Origin of the sequence: Thalassovita aquimarina (assembly GCF_018219815.1) — a bacterium.
In the GTDB taxonomy this organism is placed as follows: Bacteria; Pseudomonadota; Alphaproteobacteria; order Rhodobacterales; family Rhodobacteraceae; genus Thalassobius; species Thalassobius aquimarinus.
In genome coordinates, this window is the sequence record NZ_JADMKU010000016.1 from 24,100 (window position 1) to 49,422 (window position 25,323).

A 25,323-nucleotide genomic window follows, 5' to 3' on the forward strand; every position below is an offset into this window, starting at 1 on the left:
CTTGTGAGTGGTCGCGGGCGTCAGCCGCCGTGTTTCTTGATCAACGCCTTTGCTTGCTCGATCAAAGCGTTGCCATCGATGCCCTTGCTTTCCATGTCGGCGACCCAGCGGGCGATTACCGGTTCGGCCTTTGCCTTGAACCGGGCCACTTCGGCTGCGTCCAAGGTGACGATGTTGTTGCCCGCTTTCACGGCGATGTCGCGGCCCGGCTTGTCATAGTCATACATGACCTGTGCCGCGAATTCCGCCAGGGCCAGCCCCGATTCCGCATCGATGGCGGCGCGGATATCCTCGGGCAGGCTGTCATACTTGTCGCGGTTCATCACCATGATGATGGTCGCGGTGTAAAGCGCCTCGTCGCCCGAGAATTCGGTGTGGTTGTGGACCAGTTCCGACAGCTTGATCGCCGGGGTGACTTCCCACGGGATCACGGTGCCGTCGATCACGCCCTTGGACAGCGCTTCGGGGATCGTGGGCAGCGGCATGCCGACCGGGGTCGCGCCAAGTTCGCCCAGTAGGTCGCTGATCACGCGGGTCGGGCCACGCAGCTTCAGGCCTTCGAGGTCTTCCAGCTTGGAAACGCCGTTCTTGGTGTGGATCACGCCGGGGCCGTGCACCCATGCGCCCAGAACCTTGACGGAACCGTATTCGCTGTTCTGCAGGTCGGTTTTCACCATGTCCTGGAACGCCATCGAAGTGGCCACCGGATCGGTCATCATGAAGGGCAGTTCGAACACTTCGGTGCGCGGGAAGCGCCCCGGGGTATAGCCCACCACGGTCATGACGATATCGGCCACGCCGTCGATCGCCTGATCCATCAGATCCGGCGGACGCCCACCCAGCGACATCGCGTCGAAATGTTCGATCTTCAGCTTGCCGCCGGTGCGCTCCTCCACCCGCTTGGCCCAGGGCTTCAGGATGTGCTTCGGCACCGTCGCGGGCGGCGGCAGGAACTGGTGCAGGGTCAGGGTGACATCCTGCGCGAATGCCGCGACCGGCGTCAGGCTCAGGGCCAGCGCCGCCGCGGCTGCTGTTTTCAGCAGATTGCGTTTTTTCATTTTTCCTCCCTTTATCCGCACTGGATTTTCCCGCGCGGGTCGTTAAGTCTTGCCGCCATGCGCTCCCCTGCGCAAGGCGGCAGTACCGTGATTGTCAATCCAACGTGACCGGCAGGTGCCGCGGTCCGCGGAACCCGAAGCCATAGAAATCGACCTTGGACGGATCGGCCAAGGTCATGTTCGGGAACCGGTCGAACAGCATCGGCAGCATGATATTGGCCAGCATCCGGCGCGCCACGTGGGTGCCCTGGCAGAAATGCGGCCCGTTGCCGAACGCCTGGTGCGGTTGTTTCGGCCGGAAGATGTCGAAGAGGTGGCCGTCCTCGTACAGGTCTTCGTCGTGATTGGCCGAGGCCTGCACCGTCATCACCGTGTCGCCCTTGGGGATGAGGCAGCCGCGAATCTCGGTATCCTCGGTCACCAGCCGCGACGACACCTGGATCGGTGCAACCCAGCGGACGCCTTCCTCGAAGGCCTGCAGCCACATGCCGTCGGCCTTGCAGGCCTCGAACTGGTCGGGGTTGCTCAGCAGCCCGTAGATTATGGTCAGCAGCGCGTCGCGCGGTTCGTTGATGCCGCCGCCGATGGCGATTTTCACATTGGCATAGATCTGCGACAGCGGGATCGGGTCCTCGGCGTTCACCATCACCGACAGCGCCGACTGGTCCGGGTCCTTTCGGTGCCGTTCCGCCGCCTTGTCGAACAGCGCGTCCATTTCATCGTTGGCAGCGTCGCATTGCGCGAACAGTTCATCCGCCCAACCGAAATTGCCCGCCCCGTCGATCAGGATCTGGCTCCAGCGTTGCATGTCGTCGTCGCTGGCTTCGGGAATGCCCAAAAGCCGGGTCAGGGTGCGCGCGGCATAGGGGCCCGCAAGCGTCGGGAACAGGTCCACGGTTTCGCCGCGCGGCAGCGATCCGACGAAGTCCTCGGCGATCTTGGTATAAATCGGGGTCCAGCACTGGGTGATGTTCCGGGCCGAGAAGGACGGCGCCATCGCGCCGCGTTCACGGGCATGTTCTGCGCCATCCTTGCGCATCAGGGTATGGGCGCGGAAAGCGCGTTCCATCGGCGTTTGGGGGTCGTCCGAACTGAACAGTTCGGGGTTATCCTTGACGTATTTGGTGTCTTCCGCCTTGGTCAGCAGGGTGCGCCCCACAGATTTCACCCGCAACACCGGCGCTTCGGCGCGCAGCCGCTTGTAGATCGGATAGGGATCAAGCGTGAGCTGCTGAATCGTGATCGAGTCATCGAGCGGTGCGAGGTTATCGAGCGTGGTGGACATGTTTCCTCCCCAGAACGCGAACAGGGTCCAGAGTAGATTTCACGCACTCATTCGACAATCCGATGAATTTGATATACTGCATCGAAAAAATCGATGGAGACGCCCGTGCCCGCCCTTGATCCGATGACGGTCGATTTCGCCGCCCTGAAAGTTTTGCGCCTTGTGCATGCGCACGGATCCTTCACCCGTGCTGCCGAAGCGTTGGGCGTCAATCAGTCCACGGTCAGCTATGCGATCGACCGGCTGCGCAAAGTGTTCAAGGACCCGCTTTTCGTGCGCCAAGGGGCCGGTATCGTCGCCACCGATCGCTGCGAGGAAATCGTCGCAGCGGCGGGACGGATGGTGGATGAATTCGCGGCGCTGACAGAACCGCGCGATTTCGACCCGGCTAATGCCCGCGCGACCATCACCGTTTCGTGCAATTTCTACGAACGGGTGACGCTGGTGCCGCCGCTGGTGCGGCGGCTGCGGGAACTGGCGCCGGGGCTGAAGCTCGATATCATCTCATCGACGGTGCAGGGCAAGGAACAGCTGGCGCGCGGCGAAAGCGACCTTCTGATCGGGCCGGTACAGATCACCGAGGGCGGGTTTTATGGTCGCCGGCTGATCAGCGATCACTATGTCTGCGTGATGGCGCCGGACAACATGCTGGCGGGGCAGATCCTGAACGCGCGGGAATTCGTTGCGGTGCCGCAGGTCGTGGTGACCTATGGCGGCAACTGGCGGTCAAGCTATCTGACCGAAATCGACGCGGCTGGACTGGTGCCGAACACGGTGATGGAGGTGCCCAGCCCGGCCAACTTGCCCGACCTTCTGACCTGTACCGACCTGATCGCCACCGTGCCACTGCGGATTGCGCGCGCCTATGGCGATCAGGTGGTGATCGGTGAATGCCCGTTTCCTGCCCCGTTTGGCATCGATCTGTACTGGACGTCGCGCACCCACCATTCCGCGATGCACAAATGGCTGCGCGGATTGCTGGGCCGGATTGCCGAGGACCTGAAGCAGGACGGGCCTTAGCGGCCGCAGTGTCGGTCAGCGCATGGCTTCAGCAGGTGACGTTGCCTTCGGGATTGTCGACCGGGCCGCAGAACAGCCTGTAAAGCAGGTTGATCACCTCGTAGGTGTTGTCGTCGGCAAGCGAGTAATAGATCGTCTTGCCCTCGCGTCGGGTTGCGACCAATCCTTCTTCGCGCAACCGGGCCAGCATCTGGCTGACAGCGGCCTGGCGGATGCCCAGAAGGCTTTCCAGTTCGCCCACTGATTTTTCCCCCGAACCGAGATGGCACAGGATCATCAGGCGGCCTTCATGGGCCAGGGTCTTGAGATAAGCCGCGGCGGTTTCCGCGCTGCGGGCCATTTCCGAAGGAGGGGCGGGAGGAGTTTGGTTGTCCACGTTTCGATACAATCCTGCGTCTTTTAGGCCCTTCATAGCACGTCTTTTCCAGAAGCGCGAGATCAGCGGCGTGTTGTCGGGGCTCCGCCTTCAAATTGGTTGTCTTGCTGGTAATCGCAAGGGGCCTGCTGCATTTCCAGATGCAATTTGTCGTCCTGATAGGGGTTTGCGCGCGCCAGCGCCTCATCGACCGTGATCCCCAGCCCGGGTGTGTCGGGCGGTGTGACGAAACCGTTTTCAACCCTGATCGCACCACCAATCAGCGCATCGTGGAACGGGGTTTCGATGGTTTCGATCATCAACAGGTTGGGGATCGAGGTGGCGAACTGGATATTGGCGGCCCATTCCACCGGCCCGGCGTAGAGATGCGGCGCCATTTGCGCGTTGTAGACCTCGGCCATCGCCGCAATTTTCTTGGCCTCCCAGATGCCGCCGACCCTGCCGAGCGCCGGTTGCAGGATGCGCGCCGCGCCGTTGCGCAGGACCGGCGCGAATTCGGCCTTGCTGCACAGCCGTTCGCCCGTGGCCACTGGGATCGAAGTTGCCGCCGCCACTTGCGCCATCTGCGCCACGCTGTCGGGCGGGACCGGTTCTTCGAACCACAGCAGATCATAGGGTTTCAAGGCCTTGGCCAGCCGGATCGCCCCGTCGGTGGTGAATTGCCCGTGGGTGCCGAACAGCAGGTCCGCCCGGTCGCCCACCGCGTCGCGGATCGCCTTGCAGAAATCGACGGATCGGGAAATGTCGCGCAGCGCCGGCATGTGGCCGCCACGGAACGTGTAGGGGCCTGCCGGATCGAATTTCACCGCCGTATAGCCGCGATCAACCAGATGTTGCGCGCTTTCGGCGGCCTGTTCGGGAGAATTCCAGAACCCCGGCAGATCGTGATGCGGCAGCGGGTAGAGATAGGAATAGGCGCGCAGGCGGTCGTTCATCTTGCCGCCCAGTAACGCCCAGACCGGGCGGTCCCGTGCCTTGCCAAGAATATCCCAGCAGGCAATCTCCAGCCCCGAAAAGGCCCCCATGACGGTCAGGTCGGGGCGTTGGGTGAACCCCGCCGAATAGGCGCGGCGGAACATCAGTTCGATGTTTTCGGGATTTTCGCCCGCCATGTGGCGGTCGAACACGTCCGTGATCACCGCCTTCATCGCCTCGGGGCCGACCGAACTGGCATAGCATTCGCCCCAGCCGGTGATCCCGTTCGACGTGGTCAGCTTCACCAGTATCCAGTAACGCCCGCCCCAGCCCGGTGCGGGCGGGGCGGCCACGATGATGTCGAGGTCTTTCAGATGCATGACGGTCCTCCCTGAGGACCACCCTAGACCGGATCAGCCGTGGTCGAAAACGATCACGTTGCGCCGCGCGGCGCCGGTCTTGGTGTCGGCGATCGCTTCGTTGATCTGATCGAGGCTCCAGCGGCCGGAGATCAGTTCGTCCAGCTTCAGCCGACCCTGTTGGTACAGGTCGACCATCCACGGGATATCGCGCTTGATCACTACGTCACCCATTTTCGACCCGATGATCCCCTGACCGATATCGGCCATGATCAGCGGCGAATAGGTCGCCGTCTTGTCGAAATGGGGCATGCCGACCATGATCACCTTGCCGCCATTGCCGATATAGCGCGGCGCCACGTCGTACACCGGGGCGATCCCCACGGTGACCAGCACCGCGTCGGCGCCGCGGCCCAGCAGTTTCTTAACCGCGTTCCAGGGCTTGGCTTCGCTGGCCAGCACACCGTCGGTGGCGCCGAATTCCTTCGCCGCTTCCAGCTTGTCGGCATTCATGTCGACAGCCACGATCCGCCGCGCACCTGCGATCCGCGCGCCCTGGATCGCGTTCAGTCCGACGCCGCCGGCGCCGATCACGACCACGTCCTGGCCCGGCCGGATGCCGGCGGCGTTCACCGCGGCGCCAACCCCGGTGATCACCCCACAGGACAGCAGGGAAGCCACATCCTTGCCCATGTCGACGGGGATCTTCACGATCTGGCTCTGATCGACGACGACCTTTTCGGCGAAAGCCCCGGTCGCCAGCCCCTGGAACATCGGATCGCCTTCGGCCGTGGTCAGCGGCCCCTTGGTGCCGTCATAGCGGGTTTCGCAGATGGTCGGCTTGCCGCTGCCGCAGCTGTTGCAATGGCCGCAGGCGCGGATCAGCGTCACCGCGACGCTGTCGCCAAGCTCGAAGCCCTGAACCGCAGCGCCGACTCCGGTGACCCGTCCGGCGGCTTCGTGGCCGTAAACGGCCGGCAGCGCGCCGCCGAAACCGCCTTCCCAATAGGAAATATCGGAATGGCAAATGGCAACGGCGTCCAGCGTTACCTCGACTTCGCCCATTTCCGGCGCCCGCAGTTCGATATCCTCGATTACCAGCGGCGCACCGAACTCATGGCAGACGGCTGCTTTGACTTTCGACATGAAGCTCCCCCAATTAAGTTCGTACGAAACCTGCACCAGCGGCGGATTTTGCCGCAAGTGCGAAATTTAGTTTTACCATGCGAAATACCGGCGACGCCACGTCAATTTGCTGGCTTTGTTGCCGGCCTTGCGCTGCGGGCGAAAACCAGCAGCGATACCAGCATCATCACGGCGGCAAGAAGAAAGGGGGCGCCGGGCAGGTAGATCGGCGCGCCCTGCCGGGTGAAGGCGGCAAAAATCTGGGTCATCAGCAGCGGGCCCACGATCATCGCGACCGACGTGATGCTGGACAGCACCCCCTGCAATTCGCCCTGGCTGTCGTCTGGGGTCGCGCGCGACAATTGTCCCTGCAGCGCCGGCATCCCCACCGCGCCAAGGCAGATCACCGGGATCAGCGCCAGCGCCAGTATCCCCGACGCGAGGAAGGACAGCGCCAGCAATGTCGCGAATTCGATCGTCAGCCCGATGATCACCGTACGTCCTTCGCCGAAGCGCCGGATCGCGGGGGCGACCAGCATGCCTTGCGCCGCCGCGCTGAACAGGCCGTAAAGCGCCAGCGACACCCCGATCATGCCCGGTGACCAGCCGAACCTTTCGGTGCAGAAATAGGCCCAGATCGCCGGGTAGACCACGTTGGCCATCTGGTAGAAGAAGAACACCATCGACAGCGGCCGGATCGCGGGCAGGTTGGCCAGCCCCTTGAAGGCCGAAAACGGGTTGGTGCCGCGCCAGCGGAACGCGCGGCGGGTCCTGTTGGACACCGTTTCGGGCAGGACCAGCGCCCCGAAGATGGCATTGCCAAGCGCCAGCGCCGCGGCCACGTAGAACGGTGCCCGTGTACCGTATTCCGCCAACAGCCCGCCCAGAACCGGGCCGAGAACGAACCCCGCTCCGAAGGCCGCGCCGATCAGGCCGAAATTGCGCGCCTTGTTCTCGGGGGCGGAAATATCGGCCATGAAGGCGTTGGCGGTGGAGTGGGTGGCCGCGGTGATGCCGCCGACGATGCGCCCCGCCAGCAACAGCCAGATCGTGCCGGCCAGAGCCATGACAAGGTAATCCGCCGCCATCACCGTCAAAGAGACAAGCAGTACCGGCCGCCGCCCGAACGCATCCGACAGCCGCCCCAGCAGCGGCCCGAACAGGAACTGCATCACCGCGAAGGAGGTCGACAGGATGCCGCCCCAGATCGCCGCCTCGGCCAGCGCGCCGCCGCCGATTTCGCGGATCAGGTCTGGCATGACGGGCATGATCAAACCGATCCCCATCGCATCGATGACGACGGTCAACAGGATGAAAAGGATCGCGAATCTGTTGGTCATGGAAAGGCCCGTCTGGAAAATGCAGGTGCTAAAAAAGACGGCCATCGACCGCGTCTGGAAGATAGGGGGCGCCGACCGGGCTGAAAAGGCCCGGACCGGAAGATCAGAGCGCTTTGACCGCTTTGGCGAAGGCACGGGCCTCGTCCGGGGCGGTGCCGGTTTGCCGCGCGGGATCGAACAGATCATCAAGCGGCAGGTCCGGATAGGCCGCGCGGGCCAGATCGGACAGTTCCGCGCCGTTTTCGGCGGCCTGACGGCACAGGGCCTTCACGGCCTCCTGCGCCTCGGGGCGGGGCATGTGGCCGGCCAGCCGGAAGGACAGCGCCTCGGCATGGATCAGGCCCTGACCGCCGCACAGAGCGGCCGCCATCGCATCGGCATTGGGCGCGATCCGGGCCGCGAGCGCCTTGCCATGCTCCAGCGCCGATGCCACCGCGAGGCAAAGTTGCGGCAGGGTCATCCATTCGGTGAACCACGCGGCGCCGTCGCGGTCCTGCCGGTGCAGACCGGCGCCCTGCAGGATCGCGTTCAGCCCGACGGCCTGCCGCGCCAGCCCGACCATCGCCGACGGTCCGACCGGGTTCTGTTTCTGCGGCATGGTCGATGAACTGCCCTCCGCGCCCAGCGTCAGTTCCGCGATGCCGGTCTGGGTGGCGAGGATCAGGTCCTCGCCGATCTTGCCAAGCGCCGCCGCCAGCCGGGTCAGCCAGCCGGACAGGGCCAGGATCGGGCCGCGGTCGGCATGCCAGCTGCGCCCCGGATCCTGCAGGTTCAGCGCCTTGGCCAGCGCCTTGCGCATCTCCGCCGCGTTCGCGCCCAGTTCCGACCCGGTCCCTGTCGCGCCCGACAGAGATACCCACAACACCTGTTCGCGCAGCCGGGGCAATTCGTTCAACAGCTCGAGCAGCGGCACCCCCCAGCGGGCCACCGTCGTTCCGAAGGTGATCGGGGTGGCGTGCTGCCCCCATGTGCGCCCGGCCACCGGCAGGTCGGCATGCGTTCCTGCCAATTGTCCCAGGTCGACAAGCATCTGTTTCAAAGCGGTTTCCAGATGCGTCAGATATTGCCGCAGCCGCAGCACCAGACCGGTATCGATGATGTCCTGCGATGTCGCGCCCCAATGGACGTATTGCGCATGTTCCGGCGCTTCCATCAGCTTGCGGAACGCCGCGACCAGACCCGGCACGCAGACACCGTTTTCGCCGGTCGCAGCGGCCAGTCCGCCGGGATCGAGCTGCAGTTCCATCGACGAGCGGTGGATGAACTGGGCCGACACTTCGGGGATCACCCCCATCTGGCCCTGCACCTTGGCCAATGCGCCTTCGACCAGCAGCATGGCGCGGACCTCGGCGCTGTCGGTGAACAGCCGGCCGGCGTCGGATACCGGGAACAGGCGGTGATAGAGCTCGGAGGTGAAAACCGATGCGGCCATGGGTTATCCTTTTGCGATCTTGTCGAGGATTTTCGCCAACCCGTCGGGATCGGCGAAGAAGGGCGAATGGGCGCACTGCATAGTGAAGACGCTGTCTTTTGGCCAGTCCTCGGTCATCGTCACCTGGTATTCCGGCGGGATCGCACGGTCGTCGGCGCAGCGGATGTAACTTCTTGGCACGCTTGCGTAATTCTCGCCCGTTTCGACCGGGACAGAGGTCGGTTGGGTGGCCTGAATGCACAGCCTGTCACGGGCGTAATCGACCGTGCCCTCGGGGCAGTCGTGGTAAAACACGTCGCCGATCATGTCGGGATCGGCGGTCCAGCCGGTGCGGTCTTCGGTCATCCGGATCGCCGGCAAGAGCGGCTGGTAGGGGGCTTCCATCCGCATCTGCGCCAGCGACAGTCCGGGTTGCGGCACATAGGCGCAAAGATAGACGAGGCGCTGGAAATTCAACGGGTTGCGTTCTGCCGCGAGAGTGATTGGATAGCCGCCCATCGAATGGCCCACCACGATCATCGGGTGGTCCAGCGCATCGAGCACCGCATCGGCATAGAGATCGAGCGTAACGTCTTGATAAGGCGTCTTGTCTTCGCCGTGCCCGGGCAAGTCTATGGCCTTTGCCTGATGCCCGAGCCGTTGCAGCGCCGGGATCACGTCGCGCCAGCACCAGGCCCCGTGACCGGCGCCGTGCACCAACAGGAATTGAGCCATTGTCCCCCCTTGCCGGCGCGCAGAAGTTTGACGCCATTTGTGACTTACGTACCGGGGTTTTGTACAAATGCCCGATGGCGCGCGCAAGCGGGCAGGGCGGCGGCGAAACCGGCGCGGCCGGTCCGGAAACGCCGCTTGCCCGTGCGATTGTCGCCGTCATGCGATTGGTCAGCACGGGGGCATGCTTCCCGCACCGACAGGGCGTCGGGCGAACGGATGATTCACTCAATTTGCCGTGGACGCCGATCCTCTTTGTATGACAGTTTTGGCCAGCTCTTGTGTTTGAAACGGCACAGCGTTGCTCTGTGCGTATTATTCTGGAATTGATCGACGTCATGACAATAACTGAAAACGGGCCCGCGTGGGCACCCTCGGCTGCATTCGCGGACGCCAGCCACATGTCGGGTTTCATGCGATGGCTTGAGCAGCGTGAAGGGCTGCATTTTTCCGATTACAATGCGCTGTGGGAATGGTCGGTCAAGGAACCCGGTGCGTTCTGGGCTGCCATTTTCGCCTGGGGCAACGTGGAATCACCGACCCCATACCGTACCGCGCTGGAGCGACCCGACATGCCGGGCGCCGTCTGGTTCCCCGGCGCGACGGTGAACTATGCCGCCCACGTGTTCAGCCATGTCCGTCCCGACCGCTGCGCCATACGCCACGAGGCGGAAGACGGCACGTTGACCGAGTTCGACTGGCTGACGCTGGAGCGGAAGACGGCCGCGTTTGCGGCGTCGCTTCGCAAGCTGGGCATCGGGCAGGGCGATCGCGTGGTGGCCTATCTGCCCAATACGCCGGAGACGATCATCGCCTTCCTGGCAACGGTCAGCATCGGGGCGATCTGGTCCCTGTGCGCGCCCGACATGGGCGCCGCGACCGTTCTGGAACGATTCCGGCAGATCGAACCCAAGGCGATCCTGACCGTTTCGGGGTATGCGTTTTCCGGCCGCGCGCATGATCGCAGCGCCGAAGTTTCGCAATTGCTGGCCGGCCTGCCGACTCTGTCGGCATGGATTTCGATGGACGCGGCAGACGGGGTCGACCCCGGTACGCTCGCGCGGGAGGACTGGGCGGACCTGACCGCGGCGCAGGACGTTCCGCTCGAGACGACGATGGTACCCTTCGATCATCCGCTCTGGGTGGTCTATTCGTCTGGCACGACGGGCAGCCCCAAGGCGATTGTCCACGGTCACGGCGGCGTCATGCTGGAGCACCTCAAGCTGCTTGGGCTGCATTGTGATGTGGGCGCGCAAGACGTGTTCAGCTGGTACAGTTCCACCGGCTGGATCATGTGGAACTGTCAGGTCGGTGGCCTGCTGACGGGCGCCACCATCGCGCTGGCCGAGGGCAGCCCCGGGTTCCCCGACGCGGGGCGTCTGTGGCGGTTCATCGAACGCGCGGGCGTGACCGTGTTCGGCGCCGGTGCCGCATGGTACACGTTGTGCATGAAGGCCGGTGTCGTGCCGCGCGAACAGGCGGACCTGAGCAATCTCAGGATGCTGGGATCGACCGGTTCACCGCTGCCCCCCGAAGCGTATCAGTGGATTTACGATAAGGCGCGGGCCGACATCTGGATCGCGCCCATCGCCGGGGGCACCGACCTGGCGGGCGTCTTTCTGGCGGGGTCGCCGACGCTGCCGGTGCGCATCGGCGAAATGCAGTGTCGTTCGCTTGGCGCCGGTGTCTATGCCTATGACGATGCGGGGAATCCGATCTACGACGAGGTGGGCGAACTTGTCTGCACGACGCCGATGCCCTCGATGCCGTTGTATTTCTGGGGCGACGAAGATGGAAGCCGCCTGCATGGCAGTTATTTCGACACCTATCCGGGGGTCTGGCGCCAGGGCGACTGGGTCAAGATCACGTCGGAGGGCGGGGCGATCATCTACGGTCGCTCGGACGCGACGATCAACCGCCACGGCATCCGGATGGGGACCGCCGACATCTACCGCGTGGTCGAGGACATGGACAGTGTCGATGACAGCCTCGTGGTGGATCTCGAGTATCTGGGCAAACCGTCCTGCATGATCCTGTTTCTGAAGATGGCCGAAGGGGCGACCCTGACCCCGGATCTGGAAGCGGCCATCATCGCGGCATTGAAAAGCAAGGTTTCACCGCACCACATCCCCAACCGGATCGAGGTCGCGCCTGATATCCCCTACACCCTGACGGGCAAGAAGCTGGAGGTTCCCATCAAGCGGCGGCTGCTGGGGCAGACGATGGCCGAGGTCGCGACACCGGACGCTATGTCCAATCCGGGCTGTTTGGACTGGTACGACAGGTTTGCGGATGATTTCCAAGCGGGCTGAACCGGTTCGTAGCAAGTGAAACCGAGATCGGCTGCTTTTGTGCAGCCGGCCGGGCGCTCAGGTGCCGTCGAAATAGGCCTGGGTGCCGCGTGCCTCGACGGATTCGGCGATCCGGCGCAACCCGTGGATATAGGCGGCTTCGCGCATCGTCAGGTCCATTTCGTTGTGCAGCGTCCAGACCGCCCGGGTTTCGGTTTCCATCGTTTTCTTGAGGTGGTCGCGGACACGCGATTCATCCCAGTAGAAACCGGACCGGTTCTGAACCCATTCCAGATGCGAAACCGTGACGCCGCCGGCATTGGCAAGGATGTCGGGCACGATGATATGACCGTTCTGGGTCAGGGCCCTGTCGGCCTCGGGCGACAGCGGGCCGTTGGCCATTTCGAGGATGATGCGGGCCTTGATCCGGTCGCAGTTTTCGGCGGTGATCTGCCGTTCGAGAGCGGCGGGAACCAGCACATCGCAATCGGCTTCCAGCAGTTCGGCGTTGGAAATGTCGCGTGTTTCACCATGCCCCTTGGCGCCCTGAACGCTGCCGGTTTCATGCTTGTGCTGCATCACCGCCAGCGGGTCGAGACCGTCGGCGTCGTAGACGCCGCCGCTGCTGTCGCTGATCCCGACGATCTTGTAGCCGTCGGCGTGCAGCAGCTTGGCGCAATGGTAGCCGACATTGCCGAACCCCTGCACGGCGACGGTGGACTTGTCGGGGTCGAGGTCGAGAGATGCTTCCAGGTGGCGCAGGGTGTAATAGCCGCCGCGCGCGGTGGCGTCGACGCGGCCCACCGTGCCGCCGAAGGCCAGCGGTTTGCCGGTCAGCGCCGTGGGCGAGGGTTGGCCGGTGATCGAACTGTATTCGTCCGACATCCACGCGATGACGATGCCGTTGGTGTACATGTCCGGCGCCAGGATGTCGTGGTCGGGGCCGATGAAGGGGGCGAAGGCTTCGATATAGGCGCGGCTGACGCGCTCGAGCTCGGTCGGAGACAGCTGCTTGGTGTCGACGCAGACGCCGCCCTTGCCGCCGCCGAAGGGCAGGTTGGCCACGGCGCATTTGAAGGTCATCCAGAACGACAGGGTTTCGATTTCGTCGAGCGACACGTTCGGATGGAACCGCACGCCGCCCTTGGTCGGGCCGCGCCGGTCGTTATAGCGGCAACGCCACGCCTTGAAGGCGCGCCGGCTGCCGTCGTCCATCCGGATCAGCAGGCTGACGGCCAGGGTTTCGCGCGGCCATTTCAGTTCTTCGTAGACATCGGGGTGGATGTTGAGCTGATCGCAGGCGGCGCGCAGGTTTTCGCGGGCATTCGCCAGCATCACGCGTTTCGGCTTCTCGGTTCCTTCGGGGGCGGTCGTTTCGGTTTCCATTGCCTCGTCTTTCCGTGACTTAACGCACTATGTCGTCAGGAGATTTCTGAATACCTGCCGGTCTATGGCCCGTCGCGTCATCTCGGATGCGTTTTGAATCCGTTCCAGTGTTGCCGTTCGCCCCCCGGGCCGCAAGATGCCGAGGCGATTTTATGCGCCCGGCGGGCCATTCGGTCGCGGGGGCTGGCCGGGCCATGACAGGGGGCGTTTCCAGGCCCGCCGCGCGACGGCCTTGGCGTTGCTGTCGATATTGTCGCCATGCGCGATGATGATGCGTTCAAAATCCCAGTCCAGGATCCGTTGCAACGACGCCTTGGCGGCTTTCCGGTCGTTCCAGCCGAGTTGGTAGTCCGGTTGCCGTTTCCGGTCACGGGCAAAATCGGTGTCGGCGCGCCGGGAGCGGCGGTTTGCGTTTTCCGGCACGGCTCCGCTAAGGTTGGCGGATGGCATAGGCTGCCGCTGCGGTGTTGCAATGAACCTCGACAATCAGGAAACCGATCTGGTGTTTTCCATCATGCGCGATCTGACCGGCGCCTTCGATCAGGTCGAAGTGCGCCAGCGGGTCGGCACCAAGTTGCTGGAACTGCTGAAGGCGGATTACTTCGCATCCTACATCTGGGACGAGGACCGGCAGGAATTCGTGTCCTGCGTTCAGATCAACATGAGCGACGACAACCTGCGCAGCTATGAAAGCTATTTCCAGTTCCGCGATCCCATCACGCCGACCCTGCAGAAGCGGCGCAAGGCCACGCCGGTCAGCGAAATCATGCGTCACGACAAATTGGTGCGGACCGAATTCTACAACGATTTCCTGGCTCAGGACGGGCTGTGTTTCGGGCTGAATTTCTTTGCCTATGACCGGGGCGACAATATCGGAGACCTGCGCATCTGGCGCGGAGCCGACCGCGAGGATTTTTCCCAGCGGGACGCCGAGATCGTCGATGCGATCGGCCCCAGCCTGGTCAACGCCCTGATCCGGGCGCGGGCACAGGAGACGTCGATGCCGTCGCTGCGCTTCGTGCAGATCGCCGACGCGCTGGATTTCACCCGGCGCGAAGCCGAGGTGGCCGATTTGCTGGTCACCGGGCTGAGCGATGACGAGATTTGCCAGAAGCTGGGATTTTCCAAGCCGACGCTGCGGTCGCATATTTCCGCGATCTTCCGGAAATCGGGGCTGAACCGGCGTACCCAGCTGGCCCAGTTCCTGGCCGAGCAAAATCATCATTTGTGATGATAGCGGCCTTGGGCCATGCCTTTCTATCCTTCCTCCCAATATCTGTGGGAGGAAAGAATGGCACAGGATTTGGGGACGCTTGGCGCGGTTGAGGTTGTCGCGGCGATCGGATCGGGCACGGTTTCGATCACCGATTATGCCGAGGCGCTGGCCGAACGGGCGGCGGCGCATGAAGGCCTGAACGCGCTGCAGAGCTTCGACGCGGACCGGTTGCCGGGCGCGATGCAGGCCGCCCGCGATGCCGCCCCCGGCGGCGCACTGGCCGGTCTGCCGCTGGTCCTGAAAGACAATATCAATTCGACCGATTTTCCCACCTCGGGCGGCACGGGTGCGTTGCTGAAACATGTGCCTGCGACCGACGCTGGCGTGGTGCGCGCGATCCGCGCCGCCGGTGGCGCGGTGGGGGCCAAGGCGGGGATGCACGAACTGGCCTTCGGCATCACATCGAACAACGCGGTGTCCGGCGCCGTGCGCAACCCGACCGATCCTACGTTGATCCCCGGCGGATCGTCCGGCGGCACCGCCGCGGCGATCGCGGCAGGGATTTTCCCGGCCGGGCTGGGCACCGATACCGGTGGGTCCTGCCGGGTACCGGCGGCCCTGTGCGGCGTGGTTGGGTTCCGGCCCACGACCGGACGCTATGCCGGTGATGGCATCGTGCCGATTTCCCACAGCCGCGACACCGCCGGGCCGCTGGCGCGCTCGGTCGACGACGTGGCCCTGCTCGACGGGGTGCTGGCGGGGGAAGGAACGGCGGTTGAACCGCGCAATCTTTCCACCGTCACGCTGGGGGTGCCGCGCGGGATGTTTTTCGAAAACCTCGACCCGGCGGTGGAAACCGCGGTCGAGGCGCAGTTGAGCGTGCTGGCGGCGGCAGGCGTAAAGCTGGTCGAGGTCGGTTTCGATCCGATCTGGCCCCATAACGAGGCGTTCAGCTTCCCGGTCGTGTTCTACGAGGTGATGCGCGATCTGCCCGCCTACCTGTCCGAACACGCGCCGGAAGTGTCGTTCGACCGGTTGCTTGCCGGGATCGGATCACCCGACGTGGCCGGCGCATTCGCCAGCCAGCAGGGCGACGGGGCGATGCCCGAAGCCGTCTATCGCGCCGCGATGGATATCCACCGCCCCGAGATGCGGCGCATCTACGGGCAGGTGTTCGAGGAAAACGGGATCGACGCCATCGTGTTCCCGACCACGCCGCTGCCGGCGCGGCCGATCGGGCAGGACGAAACGGTCGAACTGAACGGACAGCGGGTGCCGACCTTCCCCACCTATATCCGCAACACCGATCTGGGATCGAACATCGGCGTGCCGGGGATCAGCCTGCCGTGCCCGGTGACGGGGCTGCCGGTGGGGATCGAATTCGACGGCATCGCGGGGCAGGACCGGGCGCTGCTGGCGCTGGCGCGGGCGGCGGAAACGGCGATGGCGCGTTAGGCGCCATCCCATCCCTCACTGGCAACGACAATGGCGCGTCAGACGCCAGACCACCACTCACACGCAACGAAATCGGCGCGACAGACGCCGATCAAACCAACGGGAGAAACGACATGACCAAGACACTGAAAGCACTTCTTGCCGGTGCCGCGATGGCGGCTGGAATGGCCGCTGCCGGGGCCGCCGGCGCCGATATCAAGATCGGCGTACTGGTGCCCGATTCCGGCCCGGCGGGCCTGTTCGGGCCGTCGGCGCGCAATTCGGCGATGCTGGCGGCGACGCAGATCAACGCCGCCGGCGGCATCAACGGCGAGGCGATCGAACTGGTGTTCGCCGATGTTGGCACGCCCCCGGCCGAGGCGGCGCAGGCGGCGCTGCGGCTGTGGAAGGGAGAAGGCGTTCAGGGTTTCGTCGGCATGCATGACAGCGCCGTGCGCGAAGCGCTGGTCGGGCGGTTCAACGGCAAGGTGCCCTATGTCTATACCGCGGTCTACGAAGGCAATGCCTGCGCCAAGGGGCTGTATGTGACCGGCGAAACCCCGAGCCAGCAACTGGCCCCGGTGATCCCGCATCTGATGCGTGCGGAGGGGGTGTCGAAATGGTACCTGATCGGCCATGATTACAACTGGCCGCGCGACACCAATGCCCTGGCCAAGGGCTATATCGCCGAGGCCGGCGGCGAGGTCGTGGGCGAGGAATACGTGCCGTTCTCGGTCGCCGAATTCGACAGTTCGCTGCAGCGGATCAAGAATAGCGGCGCCGATGCGGTGCTGGTCACCTTGGTCGGCGGCGGGTCGGTCGGGTTCAATGTCAGCTTCGCGGGGTTCGGTCTGGACCGGCAGGCGATCCGGCTGGGCACCCTGATCGAGGAAAACACCTTGGCCGGGATCGGCGCGGGGAACGCAAACCGGCTGTTTTCCGCCTCGGGCTACTTCGCGTCGATCGACAGCGATGCGGCCGGCAGTTTCGCCGCCGATTACGCGGCGGCCTATGGCGCGGACGCACCGGCGCTGAACGGATTGGGGCAATCGACCTATGAGGGGCTGATGCTGCTGGCGGCGCTGGGCAACAAGGCGGGCAGCATGGAGGTCGACGCGATCGAGGCGGTGGCCGAAGGCACCAACTATGCCTCGCCGCGCGGTGACAACACGCTGGCGGGCCGGCACGTTGCGCAGACCATTTACCTGGCCGACGGCAGCGGCGGCGCGTTCGAGGTCGAGACCGCGTTCCCCGAGGTCGCTTCGACCGATGGCTGCGAAGACTGAGCCATGTCCAGCGTTCTTGTCCTGAACCTGGTCTGGCAGGTCGGCACGCTGGCCCTGATCGCGCTGGGTCTGGCGATCGTGTTCGGGCAGCTGCGGATCATGAACATGGCGCATGGCGAATTCGTGATGATCGGGGCCTACGCACCGGTCATCACCGCCGCGCTGGGGCTGCCGGGATGGCTGCAACTGCCGGTCTGCGTGATCACCGTGGGGGCCGTTGCCCTGCTGATCGAACGCACCGTCATCCGCCACCTTTACGGCCGCATGTTCGACAGCCTGCTGGCGACATGGGGCATTTCCATCCTGCTGCGTGAAGCGGTCGAGCTGATTTTCGGCCGTGGCTATCAATCGGTGGCGGTGCCGGTGCCGGGCACGCTGTATCTGCTGGGCGCCGACTACCCCGCCTATCGGGTCGTGGTGATCGCCGGGATCGCGGCCGGGTTCGCCGCGCTGGCGTGGTGGAACGCCCGGTCCAAGGTCGCCGGCCGGATCAAGGCGATGGTCGGCAATCCCGACCTGGCCCGCGCGATCGGCATCAATACCGGGCGACTGTCGGCGGCGAGCTTCGTTTTCGGCTGTACCACCGCCGGACTGGCCGGGCTGATCCTTGCCCCCACGGTACGGATCGAACCGATGATGGGGCTGGATTACCTGATCCGGTCGTTCTTCGCGCTGGTGGTCGGCGGGCTTGGCAGCCTCGAGGGGCTGGGGCTGGGCACCGCGATCATCGCCGGCACGCAATCGCTGTTCGGCGCGGCGCTGAGCCAGACGCACGGCTACCTGGCGGTGCTGTTCATTTCCATTCTCTTTCTGTGGCTGAAACCAAATGGCATCCGTTCTTCTTCCCGTTAGCCTGCTGCTGGGCGGCCTGTTGCTGGTCCCGCAGCTGTTCGGCGATTTCTTCGCCTACCAGATCGGCCTTTACCTGATCTACGGCATCGCCGCGCAGGGGATCGGGTTCCTGTGGGGCAGGACCGGCATCCTGCCACTGGGGCAGGCGCTGTTCTTCGGGGTGGCCGCCTATGCCACCGCCCACGCGCTGCGCGACGTCGACGGATTGGCGGCGCAGTTGGGGCTGGCGGTGCTGGTGCTGGGCGGCATCGTGGCGGTGGCCTTTGCCATCGCGGCGCTGATTTTCCGCGGCCGCAGCGACAGCGGGCCTTATTTTTCGCTGATCACGCTGGCATTGGTGATGGCTGGCGAACAGATCGCCAATACCGCCACCGGGCTGACCGGCGGGTTCAACGGGCTGAGCGGCTATGACAGCCTTGGCGGGCTCGATCCGTTCGGCAATTTCTACTACCTCGTGGTGGCTGCGGTGGTGGCGGTGTCGGCGCTGCTGCTGTGGCTCGACCGGCTGCCGGCGGTCCTGATCGCGCGGGCGGTGGCCGATAACGAACCGAGGCTGCAACTGCTGGGATTTCCCACCCATGTCATCAAGGCGCTGGCCTTTGCCTTTTCGGCGCTGATCGCAGCGTTGGCGGGCGGGCTTTTCGCGTCGCATCAGGGCATCGTGACGCCGACCTCGATCGGGTTCGCCCTGTCCACCGAGCTGGTCATCCTGACCGCCGTCGGCGGACGGTTCCACGTCTTTGGGCCGCTGTTGGGGGCGGTGCTGGTCGGGCTGGCCTCGGCCGAACTGCGCGACAGTTTTCCCTATTGGGAAATCTGCCTGGCGCTGGCCTTCGTGCTGGTGGTGCTGAAGGCGCCGGGCGGCTTGGGGGAAATCCTCGGCCGGCTGTATCACCGGATCCTTCCGCGCAAGCCATGCAAGCTGCCGGAGCCTGTGCAGGCACCGGTGTCGCGGGCAGGGGAAGCCCCGGCGCCGCTGCGGTTCGACGATGTCGAATTGCGGGTCGGCGTGGTGCGGATCCTGAACGGGGTGCGGTTCGAAACCCCCGCCTCGGGCATCGTCGGGGTGATCGGGCCGAACGGCGCGGGCAAGACCAGCCTGCTGAACACCATCACCGGCAACCTGCCGCCCACAGGCGGGCGCATCCTGCTGGGCGACCGGCGCGCCGTCGGGTTGCCGCCGCACCGGGCGTTGGGGCTTGGCATCGGGCGCAAGCTGCAGGTGCCCTCGGTGTTTTTTTCGATGAGCGTGGCGGAAAACCTTGCCATCGCGATGATGGCCGGGCGGGCGCGCTGGCGCGATTACCTGCGGCCTTCGCCGCTTGGATGGCGTGCGCCGGGGCTGGACGCGGTGCTGGACACCCCGGCGGTGCCGTTGCGGGCGGAACTTGACCGCCCGGTGGGGGCGCTGCCGCAGGGCCACCGGCAATTCCTTGAATTCGCCATGACCACCGCCGCCGAACCGCGGGTTCTGCTGCTGGACGAACCCTGTGCCGGGCTGTCGCATGACGAAACCACGCTGATGACCGATCTGGTGCGCCGGTTTCAGGCCGATACCGGCGGGTTGGTGATCATGATCGAACATGACATGGCCATCGTCGAGGCGCTTTCCGACAAGGTTCTGGTGCTGCATCAGGGCCGGGTTCTGGCCTTTGACAGCTATGACGCGGTGCGCGCCGATCCGGCTGTGCAGGCGGTGTATGCGGGGGGAACGAAATGAGCGGGCTGCTGGCAATAGACACCCTGACCGGGGGCTATCACGACACCAATGTGGTGTTCGACGTTTCCGTCCAGGTCGCGCCGGGGCAGGTACTGGGCCTGTTCGGACGCAACGGCGTGGGCAAGACGACGCTGGCCCGGCTGGTACAGGGCGGGCTGCGCCCGGCTACGGGCGACATCCGGCTGGGCGGCCGGTCGGTGACCGGGCTGGCGGCGTATGAGCGGCGCGCGCTCGGGCTGGGATACATGCCGCAGACCGGGATGGTGTTCGACGACATGAGCGTGCGCGACAACCTGTATCTTGGCGAAAACCGCTGCCCGCCAGATGCCTATTTCGACCGCTTCCCGCGGCTGGCCGAAAGGTTGGACCAGAAGGCCGGGTCGATGTCGGGCGGCGAACGCAAGATCCTGGCCTTCGTCCGCACCATGATCGAGGATACCGGCCTGCTGGTGCTGGACGAACCGTCGGAAGGGGTGCAGCCGGAAAACATCGACCACATGGCCGATTGCCTGAAGGAACGGGCGCGGGACGGGGCCGGCATCATCCTGATCGAGCAGAACATGACCTTCCTGACGCAGGTCGCCGACAGCTATCTGGGTCTGGATGCCGGGCGCGTCTGCCTGCGCGGCGATGCCGGCGAGGTGACGGATGGGCAGATCAAGGCGGCGCTGGCGATCTGACCGTGGCCGAACCGGCGGTTGCCCGGCCGCCGGTGCTAGTGGCGCAACGCTTCGATCGGGTCCATCTGCGCCGCCCGGCGGGCCGGGAAATAGCCGAAGACGACGCCGACCAGCACCGAGAAGGCAAAGGCGATCAGCACGATCTGCGGGTCGATCACGAAGGGCACGTTCAGCATGTTCGACCCCAGGGCGCCGAAGGCCAGCCCCAGCACCACGCCGATCACCCCGCCAAGCCCCGACAGCACCACCGCTTCGACCAAGAACTGCATCAGCACCTGGCGGGCCTGCGCGCCCACAGCCATGCGGATGCCGATTTCCCGCGTCCGTTCGGTGACCGACACCAGCATGATGTTCATGATGCCGATACCGCCGACCAGCAGGCTGACCGCCGCCACCGTCGACAGAAGCCCGGTCAGGACGTCGGTGATCCCGGTCAGCATCGATGCCATTTCCTCCATCCCGCGGATGGAAAAATCGTCCTCTTCCCCCGGACCGATGCGGCGCATTTCGCGCAACAGCGCGGTCAGGTCGTCGGTGGCCCGGTCGGTGGAAAACCCGTCGCGCACCGCGATGAAGACCAGCCGGACATCAGAGGTGCCGGCGATGCGCCGGGCGAAGGTGCGGAAGGGAACGATCACGATATCGTCCTGATCGGTACCGAAGGAGGATGCGCCCTTGGCTTCGAGAACCCCCACCACGTTGCACGACAGCGTGCCGAGCCGGATGGTTTCGCCGACCGCATCGGCACTGCCGAAGAGTTCCGCGCGCAGGGTGTCGCCGAGGATGCAGACCTGCTTTCCGGAATCCTCCTCGGCGCGGGTGAAGCCGCGGCCCTGCGTGATGGCCCAGTCGGTGGTCTGCAGGTAGTTCATAGTGGTGCCGGTGACCTGGGTGCGGTAATTGACGTTGCCGAACACCGCCACCATCGACGAAGAGGTCGTCGGCGCGGCGGTTTCGACGCTGGCCAGCTGGTCGATGATGGTGTCGATATCGCGTTCATCGAAGGCGCGCGCGGTGTTGGTGTTGGCACTGGGCCCGAAACGCGCCTGTCCCGGGGTCAGCATCAGCAGGTTGGCGCCCAGCTTTTCGATATCCTCGGTCACCTGCGCGGTCGATCCGCGCCCCAGCGTGACCATGGTGATCACCGCCGCCACGCCGATCACCACGCCCAGCACGGTCAGGAAGGACCGCATCGGGTTGCGCAGGATCGCCTGCACCGCGAGCTTCACGGTTTCCCAGAACATCAGCCGCGCCCTCCGCCGGTCTTGCGCATGGACGCGACGCGCCCGTCGACCATCCAGACCACCCGGTCGGCGAATTCGGCCATGTCTTCTTCGTGGGTCACCATGACGATGGTCAGCCCGTCTTCGCGGTTGAGCCTTTGCAGCAGTTCGACGATTTCGGTCGACCGCTTGGTGTCGAGATTGCCGGTCGGTTCATCGGCCAGCACCACGCTGGGACCGCCGGCCAGCGCGCGGGCGATCGCCACCCGCTGCTGTTCGCCGCCCGACATCTGCGACGGGTCGTGCCGGGCCCGGTGGACCAGCCCGACCTTGTCCAGCGCCGCGATGGCGCGGGCATCGCGTTCGGCGCGCGGCTTGCCCTGATAGATCATCGGCAGTTCGACATTCTGCAGCGCCGTCATCCGCGGCAGCAGGTTGTAGCCCTGAAACACGAAGCCAAGGTAATGCCGCCGCAGCAGGGCGCGCTGATCGCGGGTCAGGTTGGCGACATCGACGCCCTTGAACAGGTACTGCCCGACGCTTGGCCGGTCGAGGCAGCCCATCACGTTCAGCGCTGTCGACTTGCCCGATCCGGACGGGCCCATGATCGCCACGAAATCGCCCTTGGCGATGTCCAGCGTGACCCCATCGAGCGCCCGCACCCGTGCGTCGCCGCGCCCGTAGATGCGGGTGATGTCGCGAAAGGCGATGACGGGGTCGGGCCGGTCAGTCGGCAACGAAGCGGTCGGTGATGACAAGATCGCCCTCCTGCAACCCGCTGCCCGGCTGGATCACGGTGACGGTGCCGTCGCTCGGGCCGGTTTCGACCCGCAGTTCCGCCGGCCCGCCGTCGCGCAGCACCCAGACCACCGGGGCGCTGTCGCCGTCGACGCGCCGGGCGCTGTCGGGGCGCCGGGAAAACACCAGTCCCAGCAAGCCGCTGCCACCTTCGTCGCCGTCGTCTTCGACCGCGACCGGCGGGGAAAAGCGCAGCGCGGCGTTCGGCACCAGCAGCGCGTCTTCGACCGAGGCGGTGACGATTTCCGCCGTCGCCGTCATCCCCGGCAGCAGCGCCATGTCGGAATTGTCCAGCGTCAGGATGCCCTTGTAGGTCACCACCCCCTCCACCGTTTCGTGGGCGAAGCGCAGCTTTGCGATTTCGGCCGGGAACACGCGGTCGTCATAGGCATCGACGGTGAAGCGCGCCTGCTGGCCGACCTTGACGCGGCCGATATCGGCCTCGTCGATATCGATCTGTAGCTCCATCTGGGTCAGGTCCTCGGCCACGGTGAACAGCACCGGCGCCGACAGCGAGGCGGCGACGATCTGGCCCTCTTCCGCCGCCCGGTTCAGCACCACGCCGTCGACCGGCGAACAGATGCAGGCCTTGGTCAGGTCGGTCTGCACCAATTCCAGGTTGGCAGCGGCTAGGTCGCGGTTGGCGATGGCGGATTGCAGTTCGGCCCCGGCCCGGGCGAAGGCGGCCTGCTGGCCGATCAGGACCTGTTCGGTTTCGACGCCGCGCCGCGACAATTCCTGGCCGCGTTCAAGAGTCTTGCGCGCCTCGTCGAGCGAAGCCTGCGCCAGCGTGATCTTGGCCTCGGCCGAGGCGAGCGAGGCCTTTTGCACCGCAAGCTGTGCTTCGAGCTTACTGGTGTCGAGCGTGGCCAGCACGGTCCCGTCTTCGACCCAGTCGTTGTAGTCCACGTGCACCGCGGCGATGGTGCCGGACAATTCGCTGGAGATTTCGTACAGGTTGGTCGGTTCGATCGACCCGGTGGCGGAGACCACGACCTCGACCCCGCCACGGCTGACCGGTTCGGTGATGTAGCGCACCTGCCCGTCGGGCGCGGTCGCGCGGTAGTAATAGGCCCCGCCGGCCAAGATCGCCGCCAGCACGGCAAGACCGATCCAGCGCCAGGGACGCCGGCGCGACACCCCGAGCGCCAGGGTTTTGGAAATATCGTCTGCGTCTGTGCTCATGCCTCGGATCTCCAGGGCGGTTCCGGCGAATCTCTGCCGGTCTTGCTTCAACGGTCGCAGTGTAGCGGTTCCGTCGCAAGAAATTCGTTCTGCCGGTCCGGGCATGGTGGGGGCGGGCGCCGGGCCGGTTTTTCACCATCGGACCGGGGCGTCGGGCGCATCATCGTGTTGCGGCGGATGGCGTTGGCCCCAGTTGTGATCTTTCGTCGCAGGGCGGCTTTTACGGCGGCGAAGCCCTTGCGCGGATACCCGCATATGCGTATGGGCGCATATAGGAGGCCCAAATGATCCTGACTGTCCTGAACGCCCTGTCCGAACCCACGCGATTGAACGCGATGCATGTGCTTGCCGATCACGGCGAACATTGCGTTTGCGAATTGATGGAGCGCTGCTCGGCCACGCAATCGCGAATGTCGCGGCACATGGGCGTGCTGAAATCGGCTGGGCTGGTGATCGACCGGCGCGATGCGCAATGGGTCCGTTACCGGATCAATCCCGATCTTCCGGCGGATGTCGCCGCCGCGGTCGAAGCCATTCTGGCCTGCCGCAGGAACCAGGAAAGGAAAGCAGCATGACAAGCGATGTATCGACGCCGCATCCCGACCGGCCTGAATGGCAATGGCATCTGGGCGTTGTCGGCTTCGTCGTGGCCTGGTGGCTGGTCTATCAGCAACTGGTGCCGTTTGCCGAATGGCTGGTGGCGCTGCTGCCTGTCGAGCGTGCCAGCCATACCGGCGAGGCGCTGGCTTTCTTCTTCTACGACGTGCCCAAGGTGATGATGCTGCTGACGCTGATCGTTTTCGCGATGGGCGTGGTGCGCAGTTTCTTCAGCCCGGAAAAGACCCGCGCGGTGCTGTCCGGGCGGCGCGAGGGGATCGGTAACGTGCTGGCCTCGGGGCTGGGCGTCCTGACCCCGTTCTGTTCCTGTTCGGCGGTGCCGCTGTTTATCGGTTTCGTGTCGGCCGGGGTGCCGTTGGGGGTGACCTTTTCCTTCCTCATCGCGGCGCCGATGGTCAACGAGGTCGCCCTGGTCCTGCTGTTCGGGCTGGTCGGCTGGAAAGTGGCGCTGACCTATCTCGGTTTCGGTCTGGCCATCGCCGTTGTGGCGGGGCTCATCATCGGCAAGCTGCGGCTGGAAGGCTGGTTGCAGGACTGGGTGCGCGACATCCATTCCGGCGCCAATGTGCCGGAGATGCTGGAAGGTGAACAGTTGACGATGAGCGACCGTTACCGGCTGGGCATTGAGGCGGTGCGCGAGGTTTTCGCCAAGGTCTGGATCTGGATCATCGCCGGCATCGGCATGGGCGCGTTGATCCACGGCTATGTCCCCGAGGACCTGATGGCGCGGATCATGGGGGCGGATGCCTGGTGGTCGGTGCCCGCCGCCGTGGTCATGGGCATCCCGATGTACACCAATGCCGCCGGCGTCATCCCGATCATCGAGGCTTTGTTGGGCAAGGGCGCGGCGATCGGTACCGTTTTGGCCTTCATGATGAGCGTGATCGCGCTGTCGCTGCCCGAAATGATCATCCTGCACCAGGTCCTGAAGCTGCGCCTGATCGCCGTGTTCATCGGCACCGTCGCCTCCGGCATCCTGGCCGTGGGTTTCCTGTTCAACCTGATTTTCTGAG

General features: G+C 64.9%; 23 protein-coding genes. 10 read left to right on the forward strand and 13 right to left on the reverse strand.

Annotation, left to right across the window (positions count from 1 at the left end):
* Positions 1–20 precede the first annotated feature (20 nt).
* Entirely contained in the window at positions 21–1,058 is a 1,038-nt protein-coding gene (locus tag IT775_RS15735; protein ID WP_212702180.1) for a TRAP transporter substrate-binding protein, read from the reverse strand.
* Positions 1,059–1,152: 94 nt separating this feature from the next.
* Positions 1,153–2,343, reverse strand: a complete 1,191-nt coding sequence (locus IT775_RS15740) for a cytochrome P450 (RefSeq protein ID WP_212702181.1) — start codon at positions 2,341–2,343, stop codon at positions 1,153–1,155.
* Positions 2,344–2,436: 93 nt separating this feature from the next.
* On the opposite strand from IT775_RS15740, the gene IT775_RS15745 reads away from it, so the two are divergent.
* Entirely contained in the window at positions 2,437–3,363 is a 927-nt protein-coding gene (locus IT775_RS15745; RefSeq protein ID WP_212702182.1) for a LysR family transcriptional regulator, read from the forward strand.
* 28 nt (positions 3,364–3,391) lie between these two features.
* Here the strand turns inward: IT775_RS15745 and IT775_RS15750 are convergent, their stop codons facing one another.
* The 6 genes from IT775_RS15750 to IT775_RS15775 form a co-directional block, all read right to left on the reverse strand.
* Complete coding sequence (locus IT775_RS15750; protein ID WP_212702183.1) at positions 3,392–3,703, reverse strand: ArsR/SmtB family transcription factor; 312 nt, start codon at positions 3,701–3,703, stop codon at positions 3,392–3,394.
* 98 nt (positions 3,704–3,801) lie between these two features.
* The gene (locus tag IT775_RS15755) at positions 3,802–5,034 is read right to left on the reverse strand and encodes a mandelate racemase/muconate lactonizing enzyme family protein (RefSeq protein WP_212702184.1); all 1,233 of its coding nucleotides are present in this window, start codon (positions 5,032–5,034) and stop codon (positions 3,802–3,804) included.
* Positions 5,035–5,067: 33 nt separating this feature from the next.
* Positions 5,068–6,159: a Zn-dependent alcohol dehydrogenase gene (locus tag IT775_RS15760; protein WP_212702185.1), complete on the reverse strand. Its 1,092-nt coding sequence runs from the start codon at positions 6,157–6,159 to the stop codon at positions 5,068–5,070.
* Positions 6,160–6,260: 101 nt separating this feature from the next.
* Positions 6,261–7,478, reverse strand: a complete 1,218-nt coding sequence (locus tag IT775_RS15765; RefSeq protein WP_212702186.1) for a TCR/Tet family MFS transporter — start codon at positions 7,476–7,478, stop codon at positions 6,261–6,263.
* Between the two features lie 103 nt (positions 7,479–7,581).
* Positions 7,582–8,910, reverse strand: a complete 1,329-nt coding sequence (locus IT775_RS15770; protein ID WP_212702187.1) for a lyase family protein — start codon at positions 8,908–8,910, stop codon at positions 7,582–7,584.
* Positions 8,911–8,913: 3 nt separating this feature from the next.
* Complete coding sequence (locus IT775_RS15775; RefSeq protein ID WP_212702188.1) at positions 8,914–9,624, reverse strand: alpha/beta fold hydrolase; 711 nt, start codon at positions 9,622–9,624, stop codon at positions 8,914–8,916.
* 335 nt (positions 9,625–9,959) lie between these two features.
* On the opposite strand from IT775_RS15775, the gene IT775_RS15780 reads away from it, so the two are divergent.
* On the forward strand, positions 9,960–11,933 hold the full coding sequence (locus tag IT775_RS15780; RefSeq protein ID WP_212702189.1) for an acetoacetate--CoA ligase: 1,974 nt from the start codon (positions 9,960–9,962) through the stop codon (positions 11,931–11,933).
* 57 nt (positions 11,934–11,990) lie between these two features.
* On the opposite strand, the gene IT775_RS15785 is transcribed toward IT775_RS15780, so the two are convergent.
* Positions 11,991–13,298, reverse strand: a complete 1,308-nt coding sequence (locus tag IT775_RS15785) for a Glu/Leu/Phe/Val family dehydrogenase (RefSeq protein WP_212702190.1) — start codon at positions 13,296–13,298, stop codon at positions 11,991–11,993.
* 150 nt (positions 13,299–13,448) lie between these two features.
* A complete protein-coding gene (locus tag IT775_RS15790; protein ID WP_212702191.1) occupies positions 13,449–13,748 on the reverse strand; it encodes a hypothetical protein in 300 nt (99 codons plus the stop codon).
* A 22-nt stretch (positions 13,749–13,770) separates the two neighbouring features.
* Between IT775_RS15790 and IT775_RS15795 the strand changes: the two genes are divergently transcribed.
* From IT775_RS15795 to IT775_RS15820, 6 genes are all read left to right on the forward strand, one after another.
* On the forward strand, positions 13,771–14,529 hold the full coding sequence (locus IT775_RS15795; protein WP_212702192.1) for a response regulator transcription factor: 759 nt from the start codon (positions 13,771–13,773) through the stop codon (positions 14,527–14,529).
* A 60-nt stretch (positions 14,530–14,589) separates the two neighbouring features.
* Positions 14,590–15,969 (forward strand): indoleacetamide hydrolase, encoded by a 1,380-nt coding sequence (gene iaaH / locus IT775_RS15800; protein WP_212702193.1) that lies wholly within the window; start codon positions 14,590–14,592, stop codon positions 15,967–15,969.
* Between the two features lie 113 nt (positions 15,970–16,082).
* Complete coding sequence (locus IT775_RS15805) at positions 16,083–17,234, forward strand: substrate-binding domain-containing protein (RefSeq protein ID WP_212702194.1); 1,152 nt, start codon at positions 16,083–16,085, stop codon at positions 17,232–17,234.
* A gap of 3 nt (positions 17,235–17,237) precedes the next feature.
* Entirely contained in the window at positions 17,238–18,086 is an 849-nt protein-coding gene (locus IT775_RS15810) for a branched-chain amino acid ABC transporter permease (RefSeq protein WP_212702195.1), read from the forward strand.
* Entirely contained in the window at positions 18,061–19,806 is a 1,746-nt protein-coding gene (locus IT775_RS15815; RefSeq protein ID WP_212702196.1) for a branched-chain amino acid ABC transporter ATP-binding protein/permease, read from the forward strand. The genes IT775_RS15810 and IT775_RS15815 overlap by 26 nt, the downstream gene beginning before the upstream one ends.
* Positions 19,803–20,486: an ATP-binding cassette domain-containing protein gene (locus IT775_RS15820; RefSeq protein WP_212702197.1), complete on the forward strand. Its 684-nt coding sequence runs from the start codon at positions 19,803–19,805 to the stop codon at positions 20,484–20,486. The genes IT775_RS15815 and IT775_RS15820 overlap by 4 nt, the downstream gene beginning before the upstream one ends.
* A gap of 35 nt (positions 20,487–20,521) precedes the next feature.
* Here the strand turns inward: IT775_RS15820 and IT775_RS15825 are convergent, their stop codons facing one another.
* Genes IT775_RS15825 through IT775_RS15835 form a run of 3 tightly spaced genes read right to left on the reverse strand, consistent with a single transcriptional unit; the run spans position 20,522 to position 23,692 of the window.
* The gene (locus tag IT775_RS15825) at positions 20,522–21,730 is read right to left on the reverse strand and encodes an ABC transporter permease (protein WP_212702198.1); all 1,209 of its coding nucleotides are present in this window, start codon (positions 21,728–21,730) and stop codon (positions 20,522–20,524) included.
* Positions 21,730–22,467, reverse strand: coding sequence for an ABC transporter ATP-binding protein (locus IT775_RS15830; RefSeq protein ID WP_246525648.1), 738 nt, complete (start codon positions 22,465–22,467; stop codon positions 21,730–21,732). The genes IT775_RS15825 and IT775_RS15830 overlap by 1 nt, the downstream gene beginning before the upstream one ends.
* Complete coding sequence (locus IT775_RS15835) at positions 22,436–23,692, reverse strand: efflux RND transporter periplasmic adaptor subunit (RefSeq protein WP_212702199.1); 1,257 nt, start codon at positions 23,690–23,692, stop codon at positions 22,436–22,438. Before IT775_RS15835 ends, IT775_RS15830 begins: the two co-directional genes overlap by 32 nt.
* A gap of 284 nt (positions 23,693–23,976) precedes the next feature.
* Here IT775_RS15835 and IT775_RS15840 point away from each other — a divergent pair, with 284 nt between their 5' ends.
* Both IT775_RS15840 and IT775_RS15845 read left to right on the forward strand, forming a co-directional pair.
* Complete coding sequence (locus tag IT775_RS15840; RefSeq protein ID WP_212702200.1) at positions 23,977–24,267, forward strand: ArsR/SmtB family transcription factor; 291 nt, start codon at positions 23,977–23,979, stop codon at positions 24,265–24,267.
* On the forward strand, positions 24,264–25,322 hold the full coding sequence (locus IT775_RS15845) for a permease (protein ID WP_212702201.1): 1,059 nt from the start codon (positions 24,264–24,266) through the stop codon (positions 25,320–25,322). The genes IT775_RS15840 and IT775_RS15845 overlap by 4 nt, the downstream gene beginning before the upstream one ends.
* The last annotated feature ends 1 nt before the right edge of the window (position 25,323 follow it).